This is a genomic window from Trabulsiella guamensis ATCC 49490 (assembly GCF_000734965.1).
Classification (GTDB): domain Bacteria; phylum Pseudomonadota; class Gammaproteobacteria; order Enterobacterales; family Enterobacteriaceae; genus Trabulsiella; species Trabulsiella guamensis.
Window position 1 is genome coordinate 49693 of the sequence record NZ_JMTB01000117.1, and the last position, 14733, is coordinate 64425.

General features: G+C 54.5%; 12 protein-coding genes. 7 read left to right on the top strand and 5 right to left on the bottom strand.

Annotated elements, in window-relative coordinates:
• Positions 1-102 precede the first annotated feature (102 nt).
• The 5 genes from GTGU_RS20730 to GTGU_RS20750 all read left to right on the top strand — a co-directional run bounded on the left by GTGU_RS20730 (position 103) and on the right by GTGU_RS20750 (position 7472).
• Entirely contained in the window at positions 103-498 is a 396-nt protein-coding gene (locus GTGU_RS20730) for a YgiW/YdeI family stress tolerance OB fold protein (protein ID WP_038161862.1), read from the top strand.
• Positions 499-665: 167 nt separating this feature from the next.
• Positions 666-2924, top strand: a complete 2259-nt coding sequence (parC, locus tag GTGU_RS20735) for a DNA topoisomerase IV subunit A (RefSeq protein ID WP_038161865.1) — start codon at positions 666-668, stop codon at positions 2922-2924.
• A 76-nt stretch (positions 2925-3000) separates the two neighbouring features.
• On the top strand, positions 3001-3738 hold the full coding sequence (gene plsC / locus GTGU_RS20740) for a 1-acylglycerol-3-phosphate O-acyltransferase (protein WP_038161868.1): 738 nt from the start codon (positions 3001-3003) through the stop codon (positions 3736-3738).
• A 54-nt stretch (positions 3739-3792) separates the two neighbouring features.
• The gene (gene ftsP, locus GTGU_RS20745) at positions 3793-5205 is read left to right on the top strand and encodes a cell division protein FtsP (protein ID WP_038161871.1); all 1413 of its coding nucleotides are present in this window, start codon (positions 3793-3795) and stop codon (positions 5203-5205) included.
• Positions 5206-5342: 137 nt separating this feature from the next.
• Complete coding sequence (locus GTGU_RS20750) at positions 5343-7472, top strand: YgiQ family radical SAM protein (protein WP_038161874.1); 2130 nt, start codon at positions 5343-5345, stop codon at positions 7470-7472.
• 7 nt (positions 7473-7479) lie between these two features.
• Here GTGU_RS20750 and GTGU_RS20755 read toward each other — a convergent pair whose 3' ends face one another.
• The gene (locus tag GTGU_RS20755; RefSeq protein WP_038161877.1) at positions 7480-8433 is read right to left on the bottom strand and encodes an MBL fold metallo-hydrolase; all 954 of its coding nucleotides are present in this window, start codon (positions 8431-8433) and stop codon (positions 7480-7482) included.
• Positions 8434-8511: 78 nt separating this feature from the next.
• Here GTGU_RS20755 and GTGU_RS20760 point away from each other — a divergent pair, with 78 nt between their 5' ends.
• Entirely contained in the window at positions 8512-9426 is a 915-nt protein-coding gene (locus GTGU_RS20760) for a LysR family transcriptional regulator (RefSeq protein WP_038161880.1), read from the top strand.
• A 51-nt stretch (positions 9427-9477) separates the two neighbouring features.
• Here GTGU_RS20760 and dkgA read toward each other — a convergent pair whose 3' ends face one another.
• Both dkgA and yqhD read right to left on the bottom strand, forming a co-directional pair.
• Positions 9478-10305 carry a 2,5-didehydrogluconate reductase DkgA gene (gene dkgA, locus GTGU_RS20765; protein ID WP_038161883.1) on the bottom strand — a complete coding sequence of 276 codons (828 nt, stop codon included), beginning with the start codon at positions 10303-10305 and terminating at the stop codon, positions 9478-9480.
• A 100-nt stretch (positions 10306-10405) separates the two neighbouring features.
• Complete coding sequence (yqhD, locus tag GTGU_RS20770) at positions 10406-11569, bottom strand: alcohol dehydrogenase (RefSeq protein WP_038161886.1); 1164 nt, start codon at positions 11567-11569, stop codon at positions 10406-10408.
• Between the two features lie 195 nt (positions 11570-11764).
• On the opposite strand from yqhD, the gene GTGU_RS20775 reads away from it, so the two are divergent.
• Positions 11765-12655, top strand: a complete 891-nt coding sequence (locus GTGU_RS20775; protein ID WP_038161890.1) for an AraC family transcriptional regulator — start codon at positions 11765-11767, stop codon at positions 12653-12655.
• A 24-nt stretch (positions 12656-12679) separates the two neighbouring features.
• Here GTGU_RS20775 and yghB read toward each other — a convergent pair whose 3' ends face one another.
• Both yghB and metC read right to left on the bottom strand, forming a co-directional pair.
• The gene (yghB, locus tag GTGU_RS20780; RefSeq protein WP_038161893.1) at positions 12680-13339 is read right to left on the bottom strand and encodes a DedA family general envelope maintenance protein YghB; all 660 of its coding nucleotides are present in this window, start codon (positions 13337-13339) and stop codon (positions 12680-12682) included.
• Positions 13340-13483: 144 nt separating this feature from the next.
• Positions 13484-14671: a cystathionine beta-lyase gene (metC, locus tag GTGU_RS20785; protein ID WP_038162165.1), complete on the bottom strand. Its 1188-nt coding sequence runs from the start codon at positions 14669-14671 to the stop codon at positions 13484-13486.
• Positions 14672-14733 lie beyond the last annotated feature (62 nt).

Sequence of the window (14733 nt, forward strand, 5' to 3'; positions counted from 1 at the left end):
ACAGACGCTGTACAGCAAAAAAAATTCTTTTTTTGCCTTAAGAAGTTGTTAAGTTTTACCCTGTGTAATGGACGTCACAGAGAAGAGAAAGGAGAGTAAAAAATGAAAAAATTAGCGGCTATGACAGCCATTCTGGCTCTGATGTCTGCTCCGGTGTTTGCGGCGAATCAGGGAGGCTTTACTGGTCCTGGCGCGAGCACCACGCAAACGCAGGGCGGCGGATTCCAGGGGCCAGACGGCTCCGTCACCACCGTTGAAAACGCCAAATCCCTGCGCGATGATACCTGGGTGACGCTGCGCGGCAACATTGTTGAGCGTATTTCTGACGATCTGTATGTCTTTAAAGACGCCAGTGGGACGATCAATGTCGATATCGATCACAAGCGCTGGAACGGCGTCACCGTCACCCCGCAGGACAAGGTTGAGATCCGCGGTGAAGTCGATAAAGACTGGAACTCGGTGGAAATCGACGTCAAACAGATCAGCAAAACGAACTAAGTTATTTCGTTAACGCAGCACCCTTTTCCATCCGGACGAGAGATCGCCCGGATGTCTGTTATTTTCACGCCAGACGCCCCTGTGACTCGGCGCGCCAGATAGGGTATTATCGCGGGTAGTTTTGCCGCCTGCACCAGACCGGCGCATATATTAAGGAATCACAGTTAATGAGCGATATGGCAGAGCGCCTTGCGCTGCATGAATTTACGGAAAACGCCTATCTCAATTACTCCATGTACGTCATCATGGATCGCGCGTTGCCGTTCATTGGTGATGGCCTGAAGCCGGTTCAACGTCGCATCGTGTATGCGATGTCTGAGCTGGGTTTGAACGCCAGCGCCAAGTTTAAAAAATCCGCCCGTACCGTCGGTGACGTACTCGGTAAATATCATCCGCATGGCGACAGCGCCTGTTATGAAGCGATGGTGCTGATGGCGCAGCCGTTCTCCTACCGCTACCCGCTGGTTGACGGGCAGGGGAACTGGGGGGCGCCGGATGATCCGAAGTCCTTCGCCGCCATGCGTTATACCGAATCCCGCCTGTCGAAATACGCTGAAGTGCTGCTGGGTGAACTGGGGCAGGGTACCGTTGACTGGGTGCCGAACTTTGACGGCACGCTGCAGGAGCCGAAAATGCTGCCTGCGCGTCTGCCCAACATCCTGCTGAACGGCACCACCGGCATCGCCGTCGGGATGGCGACGGACATACCGCCGCACAACCTGCGCGAAGTTGCCAGCGCGGCGATTGCTCTTATCGAAAAACCGAAAACCTCGCTGGATGAACTGCTGGATATCGTGCACGGGCCGGACTTCCCGACGGAAGCGGAAATCATTACCCCGCGTGCCGAAATCCGCAAAATCTACCAGAACGGTCGTGGCTCCGTACGCATGCGCGCGGTGTGGAAAAAAGAGGACGGCGCCGTGGTGATTACCGCGCTGCCGCACCAGGTTTCCGGTGCCCGCGTGCTGGAGCAAATCGCCAGCCAGATGCGTAATAAAAAGCTGCCGATGGTTGACGATCTGCGCGACGAGTCCGATCACGAAAATCCGACGCGTCTGGTGATTGTGCCGCGTTCCAACCGTGTCGACATGGAGCAGGTGATGAACCACCTGTTTGCCACGACGGATCTGGAAAAAAGCTACCGCATCAACCTTAACATGATCGGTCTGGATGGTCGCCCGGCGGTGAAAAACCTGCTGGAGATCCTGACAGAGTGGCTGGCGTTCCGTCGCGATACCGTGACCCGCCGTCTTAACTATCGTCTGGAGCGTGTGCTGCGCCGCCTGCATATCCTTGAAGGTTTGCTGATTGCGTTCCTCAACATTGACGAAGTGATCCACATTATTCGCAGCGAAGACGAGCCGAAGCCGGTGCTGATGTCGCGGTTCGGCATCAGCGAAACGCAGGCCGAAGCCATCCTCGAACTGAAACTGCGCCATCTCGCCAAACTGGAAGAGATGAAAATTCGCGGCGAACAGAGCGATCTGGAAAAAGAACGCGATCAGATCCAGGCGATCCTCGCCTCTGAACGTAAAATGAATACCCTGCTGAAAAAAGAGTTGCAGGCGGATGCCGAAGCTTATGGTGACGACCGCCGTTCTCCGCTGTACGAGCGCGAAGAAGCGAAGGCAATGAATGAGCACGACATGTTGCCGTCAGAACCGGTGACCATCGTGCTGTCGCAGATGGGTTGGGTCCGCAGCGCGAAAGGCCACGACATCGATGCCCAGGGGCTCAGCTATAAATCCGGCGACAGCTGGAAAGCCTCGGCGAAAGGCAAGAGCAACCAGCCAGTGGTGTTTATCGATACCACCGGCCGCAGTTACGCGCTCGACCCGATCACGCTGCCATCGGCGCGTGGCCAGGGCGAACCACTGACCGGCAAGCTGACCCTGCCGCCGGGTGCGACGGTTGAACATATGTTGATGGAAGGGGACGACCAAAAACTGTTGATGGCGTCTGACGCCGGTTACGGTTTTGTCTGCACCTTTAACGATCTGGTGGCGCGTAACCGTGCTGGTAAAGCGGTGATTTCTCTGCCAGAAAACGCGCAGGTGATGCCGCCGGTGGTCATTGAAAATGATGCCGACATGCTGCTGGCGATCACCACCGCCGGTCGTATGCTCATGTTCCCGGTGAGCGATTTGCCGGAGCTGTCGAAAGGTAAGGGCAATAAAATCATCAACATCTCTTCGGCAGATGCCGCCAAAGGTCTCGATGGCCTGGCGCACCTCTATTTACTGCCGCCGCAAAGCACGCTGACCATCCACGTTGGTAAGCGTAAGATTAAGCTGCGTCCGGAAGAGTTGCAGAAAGTCACTGGTGAACGTGGACGCCGCGGTACGCTGATGCGTGGCCTGCAAAAAATCGATCGCATTGACATCGACTCACCGAAGCGCCCTGACGCTGGCGATAGCGAAGAGTAAAAACAAACGCCCCGACTTTTGAGGGGCGTGTTAGAATTTGCGGTAAGACCCAAGGGCCTGGGTTTCAGAGGATGTTATGTTATTAATTTTTCGATTAATCATCGTCGTGATCTACTGCATTCTGGTATGCATTTTTGGCTGCATTTACTGTCTGTTCAGTCCACGCAATCCCAAACATGTTGCGACGTTTGGTCATATGTTTGGCCGGCTTGCGCCGCTTTTTGGTTTGAAGGTGGAACTGCGTAAACCCGCTGATGCGGAAAGTTACGGTAATGCCATTTACATTGCTAACCACCAGAACAACTACGATATGGTGACGGCATCAAGCATTGTTCAGCCGCCAACGGTCACCGTCGGGAAAAAAAGCCTGTTGTGGATCCCGTTTTTTGGTCAGTTGTACTGGCTGACGGGCAACTTGCTGATTGACCGCAACAACCGTGCGAAAGCGCATGGCACCATTGCGGAAGTGGTCAAAAACTTCAAAAAACGCAAGATTTCATTCTGGATGTTCCCGGAAGGAACGCGCAGCCGTGGTCGTGGTTTGCTGCCGTTTAAAACGGGCGCCTTTCACGCTGCACTGGCTGCAGGGGTGCCAATTATTCCTGTGTGCGTTTCCAATACTTCTAATAAAATTAACCTCAACCGCCTGAATAACGGTCTGGTGATTGTGGAGATGCTCCCGCCCATCGATACCAGCAAATGGGGCAAAGATCAGGTTCGTGCTCTGGCCACCCATTGCCGCGAGGTCATGGCTGCGAAGATTGCAGAGCTTGATCAGGAAGTTGCGCTGCGGGAAGCGAGCGAAAAACGCTAATCGGCGGGAAACGAATTCCCTCCTTCTGTTTTGTCAGTATTTCATGGAGTCTCTATGTCACTCAGTCGGCGTCAGTTCATTCAGGCCTCGGGGCTGGCACTGTGTGCCGGAGCCGTGCCGCTGAGGGCAAACGCCGCGGGACAGCAGCAGGCATTGCCGATCCCGCCGTTAGTTGAGTCCCGCCATGGTCAGCCGATCTTCTTAACCCTGCAACGCGCGCACTGGTCGTTTACCCAGGGCACGCGTGCGCCGGTATGGGGCATCAATGGCCGTTATCTCGGGCCGACGATTCGCGTCTGGAATGGTGATGACGCCAAGCTGATTTACAGCAACCGCCTGTCGGAGAACGTGGCAATGACCATCAGCGGGTTACAGGTGCCCGGGCCGCTCATTGGCGGGGCGGCGCGCATGATGTCACCCAACGCTGACTGGGCACCGGTACTGCCGATTCGACAGAATGCGGCGACGCTGTGGTATCACGCCAACACACCGAACCATATGGCGCAGCAGGTCTACAACGGTCTTGCGGGCATGTGGCTGGTTGAAGACGAAGTGAGTAAGTCCTTACCCATTCCGAACCACTACGGCGTTGATGACTTCCCGGTGATTATTCAGGACAAGCGCCTTGATAACTTCGGCACGCCGGAATACAGCGAGCCGGGCAACGGCGGTTTTGTTGGTGATACGCTGCTGGTAAATGGTGTGCAAAGCCCGTATGTCGAGGTGTCCCGTGGCTGGGTGCGTTTGCGTTTGCTGAATGCGTCGAACGCGCGCCGCTATCAGTTGCAAATGAGTGACGGACGTCCGCTGCATGTCATTTCCGGCGATCAGGGCTTTTTACCAGCACCGGTGTCAGTGAAACAATTGTCGCTGGCGCCAGGCGAGCGTCGTGAAGTGCTGGTGGATATGACCAACGGCGATGAAGTGTCGATTACTTGCGGTGAAGCCGCCAGTATTGTCGATCGTATTCGCGGCTTCTTTGAGCCGTCGAGTATTCTGATTTCTACCTTAGTGCTGACCTTGCGCCCAACCGGGCTGCTGCCGCTGGTCACTGACAGCCTGCCGATGCGACTGCTGCCATCGGAAATCATGTCCGGCACGCCGATTCGCAGTCGCGATATTACACTTGGCGAAGATCCGGGCATTAACGGTCAGTTGTGGGATCCGAAGCGCATTGATATTACCGCGCAGCAGGGAACCTGGGAGCGCTGGACGGTACGCGCCGACCTGCCGCAGTCATTCCATATTGAAGGCGTGATGTTCCAGATCCGCAACGTTAACGGCGCGATGCCATTCCCGGAAGATCGCGGCTGGAAGGATACGGTGTGGATAGACGGTCAGGTGGAGTTGCTGGTGTATTATGGTCAGCCGTCATGGCCGCATTTCCCGTTCCAGTTCGTGAGCCAGACGCTGGAAATGGCCGATCGCGGTTCGATTGGGCAAATGTTGGTGAACCCGGCGCCGTAAATCGCCCGCCAGTCACGCAGGCCCGGTAAGCGCAGCGCCACCGGGCATTACCCTGCCCGACATAATACCCCTTCATTTCCCACAATGATCCAGCGTATAATCGCCGCCCTTTTGTTTGTTTTTTCTTCGGAAGCATTATGAGCGCAATTTCCCTGATCCAGCCGGATCGCGATCTCTTTTCCTGGCCCCAGTACTGGGCGGCCTGTTTTGGCCCTGCGCCATTTATGCCGATGTCACGGGAGGAGATGGATCTGCTTGGCTGGGACAGTTGCGACATCATTCTGGTGACCGGCGACGCCTACGTTGACCATCCGAGCTTCGGCATGGCGATCTGTGGCCGTATGCTGGAAGCACAGGGTTTTCGCGTTGGCATCATTGCGCAACCGGACTGGAACAGCAAAGAAGACTTCATGCGTCTCGGCAAACCGAACCTGTTTTTCGGCGTGACGGCAGGCAACATGGATTCGATGATCAACCGCTACACTGCCGATCGCAAATTGCGCCATGACGACGCCTACACCCCGGATAACGTGGCCGGCAAACGCCCTGACCGCGCAACACTGGTCTATACCCAGCGCTGTAAAGAGGCGTGGAAAGATGTGCCAGTGATTCTTGGCGGCATCGAAGCCAGCCTGCGCCGTACTGCGCATTATGATTACTGGTCTGATACTGTGCGCCGTTCCGTGCTGGTGGATTCCAAAGCCGACATGCTGATTTTCGGCAACGGCGAACGTCCGCTGGTGGAAGTGGCGCACCGTCTGGCGCAGGGGGAACCGGTCGCTGAGATCCGCGACGTACGCAACACCGCGATTATGGTGAAAGAGGCGCTGCCGGGCTGGAGCGGCGTGGATTCCCGTATTATTGATATGCCGGGCAAAATCGACCCGATCCCGCATCCGTATGGGGAGGATCTGCCGTGTGCGGATAACAAACCGGTCGAACCGAAGAAAACTGAAGCAAAAGCCATTGTTGTTCAGCCACCGCGCCCGAAGCCGTGGGAGAAAACCTACGTGCTGCTGCCGTCGTTTGAAAAAGTTAAAAGCGACAAAGTGCTGTATGCTCACGCCTCCCGAATTCTGCACCATGAAACTAACCCGGGATGCGCCCGTGCGCTGATGCAAAAACACGGCGATCGCTATATCTGGATCAACCCGCCCGCTATTCCGCTGTCGACCGAAGAAATGGACAGCGTGTTTGCCCTGCCGTACAAACGTGTACCGCATCCGGCGTACGGCAACAGCCGTATTCCGGCGTACGAGATGATCCGTTTCTCGATCAACATCATGCGTGGCTGCTTTGGCGGTTGCTCGTTCTGTTCGATCACCGAGCACGAAGGGCGCATCATCCAGAGCCGCTCTGAAGATTCGATCATCAATGAGATCGAAGCCATTCGCGACACTGTGCCGGGTTTTACCGGTGTTATCTCTGATCTTGGCGGCCCGACTGCGAACATGTATATGTTGCGCTGTAAGTCGCCGCGTGCCGAGCAGACCTGTCGTCGCCTGTCGTGTGTATACCCGGACATCTGTCAGCATATGGACACCAACCACGAACCGACGATCAATCTTTATCGCCGCGCCCGTGACCTGAAAGGCATCAAAAAAATCCTTATCGCCTCTGGCGTGCGCTATGACATCGCTGTGGAAGACCCGCGCTATATCAAAGAGCTGGCGACCCATCACGTGGGCGGCTATCTGAAGATTGCCCCGGAGCACACCGAAGAAGGGCCGCTGTCGAAGATGATGAAGCCGGGAATGGGCAGCTACGATCGCTTTAAAGAACTGTTCGACACTTACTCGAAGCAGGCAGGCAAAGAGCAGTATCTGATCCCGTACTTTATTTCGGCGCACCCTGGCACACGTGATGAAGACATGGTGAACCTGGCGTTGTGGCTGAAGAAGCACCGCTTCCGCCTCGATCAGGTGCAGAACTTCTATCCGTCGCCGCTGGCGAACTCAACCACCATGTATCACACCGGCAAAAACCCGCTGGCGAAGGTGGGTTACAAGAGTGAAGAGGTGGTAGTGCCGAAGGGCGATAAGCAGCGTCGTCTGCATAAAGCGCTGCTGCGCTATCATGATCCAGCCAACTGGCCGCTGATCCGTCAGGCGCTGGAAGCGATGGGCAAAAAACACCTGATTGGCGGTCGCCGTGATTGCCTGGTGCCGGCACCGACGATTGAAGAGATGCGCGAGGCGCGTCGTCAGAATCGCAACACGCGCCCGGCGCTGACCAAACACACGCCGATGAAGCATCAGCGACGCTAACGCTGTTTTAGCGCGTGGCCTTCGCGCTGTAATTTACTGGCACCCAGCGATAACCCCGGTTTTCGGCTTTTTTGATATGGCCGATGCCCGGGAAGGCAATATGCGCTGCCGCCACCCAGTCACCCGATTTAGCCGCATCCTCAAGTACTTTTTCACGAGTGGCGATGGCTTTCTTCTGATCGACATCGAAATGGATAGCCACTGTCGGCTCCGGCATTTGTACGGCTTTTGCATGAATAATATCGCCCCAGAAAATCATGTTTTCGCCGTTATTACTGACGCGATAAATCACGCTTCCCGGCGTATGTCCGGCGGCGGGCAACGCCGTGATCCCGGGGACAATTTCTGTGGGGGCATGGAATGTTTTTAACTTACCAGCAGCAATAACCGGGCGCATCGACAGTTCCGATTCAGCAAACGTATGCCGCTGGCTTTCCTCTACCTTGCTGCTGTTCGCCGGATTCAACCACCAGTCGACATCGTTCTGGTCGACATACACGGTGGCATTGGGGAAGGCAGGCAGCCCTTTCGATTGCACACCACCGGAATGATCGCCGTGGATGTGTGTCAACAGAACCATATCAATGCTTTCCGGCGGAAAACCAGCTTCGCGCAGATTCGTGACTAAATGACCACCCGCATCGCCCATCAATGCACCGGCACCGGTATCAACCAGGATGATCTGCTGACCGGTATTAATGATGAAGGTGTTGATAGAGGTTTCTGCCAGCGGCGTCATCACCTCTTTTGCCATCTGTGTTATCAATTTTTCCGTAGAGATATTCGTCAGCAACTTGTCTAAATGTATTTTAACGGTTCCGTCAGACACGGCCGTGATTTGCCAGTCTCCCAGCATCATTCGGTAATAGCCGGGGGCCTGCTGCTGGCTGATGGGTAAAGGTTTAGCCATCGCCATATTTGCCATAAGCAGTGTCGCAAAAAAGAATATTGCAGTTTTCATTTTCAATTCCTGTATCAGGTTTGACAGAGCCTCAGTGTCATGAAAATATGAATATCAATCAAATTGATTGTATTAATTATGAATATTAATGAAAATGATTTTAGAGGTGTCGACCTCAATCTGCTAATCACCTTTATGGTGTTGTTTCGGGAACAACATGTTTCAGCTGCGGCCAGCAAACTGCATCTGGGGCAGCCTGCCGTCAGCGCCTCACTGGCGCGCCTGCGCAACCTGTTTAATGACCCGCTATTTATTCGTAGCGGCCAGCGCATGCAGCCTACATTTCGTGCCGTGGAACTTCATCAGTCATTATTACCATTACTCTCACAATTGCAGTCGTCCATTTTCGCCCCACCGAAATTTGACCCTGCCACTGTACAGGCAACGCTGACGCTGGGCATGACTGACTGGGTTGAGATGCTATTAATGCCGCGACTGTTGCCCGTGCTGGCGCGTAAGGCGCCGGGGCTGCGAGTGAATACGGTGATCAGCGATCCTTTTACCGACACGCAGCGGCTGGAAAAAGGGGAACTGGATATGGCGGTTTCGGTTGCCACACCTTCCATGCAACATATTCGCCGTGTTGTTGTTGCTCCGATGAATTTTTTGGTCTTGTGGGAACCCGCACAACTGGCATTAGAAACACCGGTATCAGCGGAGCAATACGCTGCGTTACGGCACGTGATGGTGAGTTATAAGTCCGCAAACCGCAGTCAAATTGATACGTTGCTCGAAGCCAAAGGGCTGTCGCGTGATGTGACGTATTCTACGCCCTATTTTTCCGGCATTCCCGGGCTGCTGAAAAATATGCCGGTTATCGCCACGGTGCCCTATGGATTGGGGGAGTTGTGGCGGGATCAGTATGGCTTTACCAGCAGTGTATTAGATCTCGACATACCGTCCTTCGAAGTGGCACTGCTATGGCATGAACGCCATGACAGCCATGCGGCATTGATGTGGTTAAAAGAAATTATTACTGAATTATTTGCCTGAGGTTTTTGAAACCCTCCCCGGTGGGAGAGGGTTGAGGTGAAGGGAATAATATTATCCGCCAAACTGGTCCGGATCCGGCCCCAACCGTTTCCCTTGATCCAGCTTCGCAATTTCGCCGAGTTCGTCTTTATCGAGACGGAAATCCCAGACATCAAAGTTTTCCGCAATGCGCGATGGCGTGACCGATTTCGGGATCACCACCAGACCGCTGTCGAGATGCCAGCGAATGACGATCTGCGCCGGGGTTTTACCGTATTTATCGGCCAGGTCGCGAATGATTTTCTGATCAAACACGCCTTTCCCCCCCTGCGCCAGCGGACTCCAGGATTCGGTCTGGATCTTGTGTGTGGCGTTCCATGAATGCAACTGACGTTGCTGCAACAGTGGATGCAGTTCAATCTGGTTGATCACCGGCGTGACGCCCGTTTCGTCGATCAGCCGTTGCAGATGGTTGATCTGGAAATTGCAGACACCAATGCTTTTCGCCAGCCCTGATTTTTGTAGCTCAATCATGCCTTCCCAGGCCTCAACGTAATGGTCGATAGCCGGCACAGGCCAGTGCATCAGGTATAAGTCGACATGTTCAAGTTGCAGTTTTTTCAGACTCTCCTGCAACGCTTCGCGGGGGCGTTTCTGATCATCATTCCACAGTTTAGTCGTGATGAATAACTCGTCGCGCGGCACGCTCGCGGTCTTTAACGCTTTGCCTACGCCATCCTCGTTTTGATATGCCGCAGCGGTATCAATAGAACGATAGCCCACTTCCAGCGCTTTATGAATGGCGCTGACGACCTCCTCATTGCCTGCTTTCCACACGCCGAGACCCAGTTGCGGCATAACATTGCCGTCCTGTAGTTTGATTACGGTTGGATGTGTCATGCATTCCTCCTTTCATGTGTCTCTCCGGGACTATGCCCCGGAGAGGTGTAGGATTAAGTCTGGACGAAATATGCAAAAACGAAAGGAAAAGCGGTAAACCTTAGCGCGCGGCCTCGTAAATACGGCGGCTGACGTCGAGGGTAATATCTTGTTTTTCGCCTAGTCTGGTCATGTGGTGCGCTTCCAGTTTAGCCAGCAGCGCCGGAATAGAGCTGCCGTCCAGACCATAGTCTGACAGATGCGTTGGTACGCCGAGCTGCTCGAAGAAATTACGCGTCGCGGCGATAGCGGCGTCGATGCGTTCTTCTTCAGAACCTTCGGTGATATTCCATACGCGCTCGCCGTACTGCAGCAGTTTGGCGCGTTTGGCGTCACGTTTTTCATTCCACAGCGCAGGCAGAACAATCGCCAGCGTCTGAGCGTGATCCAGTCCATGCATCGCGGTTAGCTCGTGACCGAGCATATGCGTCGCCCAGTCCTGCGGTACGCCAGCACCGATTAACCCGTTCAGCGCCTGAGTCGCCGCCCACATTACGTTAGCACGTACATCGTAGTTTTCCGGTTCTGCCAGCGCTTTCGGGCCTTCTTCAACCAGTGTCTGCAGAATACCTTCAGCGAAGCGATCCTGAATTTTGGCGTTCACCGGATATGTTACATACTGCTCAACGGTATGAACGAAGGCATCAACCACGCCGTTGGCCACCTGGCGCGGCGGCAGGGTATAGGTGTAAACCGGGTCGAGGATCGCAAATACCGGCTGTACGTGCGGGTTTTTAAAGGCCTGCTTATCGCCAGTGGTTTTGCGCGAGATCACCGCGCCATTGTTTGATTCTGAGCCGGTGGCGGGCAGCGTCAGTACTGATCCCATCGGAATCGCACTCTGGATCTCGCTACCACGAGTTTCGAGGATTTGCCACGGATCAACGCCGTCAGCGTAATGCGCTGCCGCCGCGATAAATTTGGTACCATCAAGCACGGAACCGCCACCGACAGCAAGCAGGAAAGTCACTTTCTCATCGCGGGCGATTTTCACCGCTTTCATCAGCGTTTCGTAAGACGGGTTAGGTTCGATGCCGCCAAACTCCAGCACATCCAGGCCTTTCAGCGCGCTCAGCACCTGATCCAGCACACCGGTTTTTTTCACGCTACCGCCGCCATAGGTGATCAGCACGCGAGCGTCAGCCGGGATTTGAGCGCGAAGATCGGTTATCACGCCTTTACCAAACAGAATACGGGTGGGGGTATGAAGGTTAAAATTATTCATTGCTCGTTCCCATAACAAAGAGTGAAAAATGGCAGCGCAGGATCTCTGCCTGATGGGGATCATTGTGGTCTTGTCCCCCTGGACCCTCAATGCACATTTCTGCCGATGTCTTGCCCATTTCTCCAGAGCGCTGGAGAAACCGCACAAGAGTGCGCACAATGTAACGGTCGATAAAACTGCCCGGAGTGACCTGCAATGAATCGTGACGCCATTTGTCTGCAACTGACGGAACAGATTAAACGACTGATATCTCATCAGGAAAAGCTAAACGACCTGCTGCCTGACGTTCGCCTGTTGTACGGTACGCAGCCCGGAACGCGCACGCCAGTGATGTATCAGCCCGGCATCGTATTTCTCTTTTCCGGTCATAAGATTGGCTATATCAATGAACGAACTTTCCGCTATGACACCAATGAATATCTGCTACTGACCGTTCCGCTGCCTTTTGAATGTGAAACCTTCGCGACGCCTGATGTACCGCTGGCAGGTATTCGCCTCAACGTCGATATTTTGCAACTCCAGGAACTGCTGATGGATATCGGTGAAGACGATCTTTTCCGCCCGGCAATGGCCGCCAGCGGGATCAATTCCGCTACGCTCTCAGACGATATTCTCTGCGCGGCTGAACGGCTACTGGATGTGATGGAAAGACCGCTTGACGCGCGCATTCTCGGTAAACAGATTATCCGCGAGATCCTTTACCATGTGTTGACAGGCCCTTGCGGCGGTGCGCTGCTGGCAGTGGTCAGCCGTCAGACGCATTTCAGCCTCATCAGCCGGGTGCTGAAGCGCATTGAAAGCCAGTACACTGAGAACTTAAGCGTCGATCAACTGGCGGCGGAAGCCAACATGAGCGTTTCGGCGTTTCACCATAATTTCAAATCGGTCACCAGCACGTCCCCCTTGCAGTACCTGAAAACCTATCGTCTGCACCGGGCGCGAATGTTGATCATCCACGATGGCATGAAGGCCAGCGCGGCGGCGATGCGTGTGGGTTATGAAAGTGCTTCGCAGTTCAGTCGGGAATTTAAGCGCTACTTTGGCATGACGCCTGGCGAGGATGCTGCGCGGATTCGCCGGGCATAAGGCATTGCCCGGCATTAACAGCGATCAGGCGCTGTAGTACTTTTTCTTGATCACCACAATCAGTGTACCGAGTAGCCCGGCCACTAACAGGAAAATGGGCAGTATCATCAGGAACGTCATCACCTGATCTTCATGGCGCTTCACAAACGGGATCATGCTGAGGGCGTAGCCCAGACTGGTTACCACGCCCACCCACAACAGGGCGCTCAGCCAGTTGAAGAACTGGAATCGGCGGTTCGACAACCCGGAAATCCCGGCCATGGTTGGCAACAGTGTGCGCACAAACGCCAGAAAACGCCCGGCAAGTAACGCCAGCAGGCCATGACGATCAAACATACAGGTTGCGCGCTGGTGGTATTTCGCCGGAAGTTGTGCCAGCCAGCCCTTCACAATTTGCGTGTTGCTGAGCCAGCGTCCCTGAAAATAGCTCAGCCAGCAGCCCAGACTTGCCGCGGTGGTCAGAATAACGAGGGTAGGTACAAAGTCCATGACGCCTTTTGCGACGAGCGCCCCGGCCAGTAACAACAAACTGTCGCCCGGTAAGAAAGAGGCAGGAAGCAAACCGTTTTCCAGAAACAACGTCGCAAACATAACCAGATAAACAACACCCACAACGTGAGGATTCGCCAGTGCAGCAAAGTCGTGCTGCCAGAGAGCGGCGACTATATCTTGAATGACTACCATGAACTTTCCTAAGAACCGCGCTTATTTTGCTATTGTACTCCTGATGCTCCCTAAACACCTTGATCGCGGGCGCAACAAATACAGATAATTCTGAAGAAATCATCTGTAAATCTGTTCATTCAGGTGCACAGCCTGCGCGCCACTTTACACGATGCGGCTGAACCCCGCCGCTAAATCCGCGATAAGATCGTCAACATTCTCTAAACCAATATGCACTCGTACCAGTGTACCGCTGAAATCGATCTCGCCGCCGGGGCGCATGTGTGCGATCTGTTCAGGCTGATTGGCGAGGATCAGTGACTCGTAACCGCCCCAGGAAAAGGCCATGCTGAATAGCTCGAACGGATCGAGATAGGTGGAAAGCTCGGCGTCGGTGAGGCGTTTTTTGAGAACGAATGAGAACAAACCGCTACTGCCTGTAAAATCCCGTTTCCAGTATTCGTGGCCTTTGCTGCCTGCAAGTGCAGGGTGGTTTACCCGTTCAACCTGCGGGTGTTTTGAGAGCCATTCGGCAATTTTAAGGCTGCTTTCATGATGCTGTCGCAAACGCAGACCCAGGGTACGTAACCCGCGGCTGGTCATGTAGGCGGTATCGGCATCCACCATCTGCCCCATCAGGTAGGCATTCTCCCGCAGACGATCCCAGCAACGGGCGTTAGCGACCGCAGTACCGATCATACCGTCGGAATGGCCGATCAGGTATTTGGTGGCGGCCTGGATAGAAATATCAATGTCGAATTCCAGCGCCTTAAAAAGAATGCCCGCAGCCCAGGTGTTATCGATCATAATGATCGCTTCAGGGGCTACGCGGCGGACGGCCTGTACGATCGCCGGAACATCGTGAACTTCCATAGTGATCGACCCCGGCGATTCCAGAAATACTACCTTAGTATTCGGCTTCACCAGTTGCGCGATGTCGGCGCCGATCAGCGGATCAAACCAGCAGGTGCTGACGCCCAGTCGGGCGAGCATTTTGGTACAGAAATCCTGGCTGGGTTCGTAGGCGGTGTTAGTCATCAGCACTTCATCACCCTGTTCGACAAACGCCAGAATGGCATTCGCGACTGCTGCCGCGCCGCAAGGGAAGAGGGCGCAACCGGCACCGCCTTCCAGTTCGCACATTGCTTCCTGTAAGGAGAAGTGGGTCAGTGTGCCGCGACGGCCATAAAACAGCTCGCCCTTTGCGCGGTTGCGTGTCGCCTGCTTTTTGGCGTCAACGGTGTCAAAAACCAGAGAAGAGGCGCGCTGAATGACGCTGTTAACCGCGCCCAGTGTGTATTTTTTGCTACGTCCTGCGGTAACCAGCGCGGTGTCGAGATGTTTGTCTGCCATGTTAATCTGCCTGTTTTTATACGTCTGGACGTCCAGACTACCATGACTGATAAAAGCTGCAC